This is a genomic window from Pseudomonas sp. Kh14 (genome assembly GCF_900291005.1).
In the GTDB taxonomy this organism is placed as follows: Bacteria; Pseudomonadota; Gammaproteobacteria; order Pseudomonadales; family Pseudomonadaceae; genus Aquipseudomonas; species Aquipseudomonas alloputida.
Map to the genome: position 1 here is coordinate 1 of NZ_OLKJ01000366.1, position 220 is coordinate 220.

Sequence of the window (220 nt, forward strand, 5' to 3'; positions counted from 1 at the left end):
GACATCCGCGCCTTCAACGGTTGCGATCGACATCACAACCGGGTCGTTGCTACCGACGTAGACGTTGTCCGGGGCAGTGACAGTGGCAGTACCCACGGTGCCATTAGCCGGCACAGTGATGACGGTTTTGCCGTCGCTCAGGGTGAAGGTCAATGCACTGTGGTTGTTGATCGGCAGGCCGTCTTTGTTGGTCAGCGTGATGGTGTAAGTGATCTAGCCT

The 220-nt window shown here is 57.3% G+C and carries 1 protein-coding gene; it reads right to left on the reverse strand.

The window, feature by feature from the left end; translation table 11 throughout:
- A partial coding sequence (locus tag FQ668_RS29240) for an immunoglobulin-like domain-containing protein (protein WP_369333855.1) occupies positions 1 to 213 on the reverse strand: 213 nt, incomplete at its 3' end.
- Positions 214 to 220: the final 7 nt, after the last annotated feature.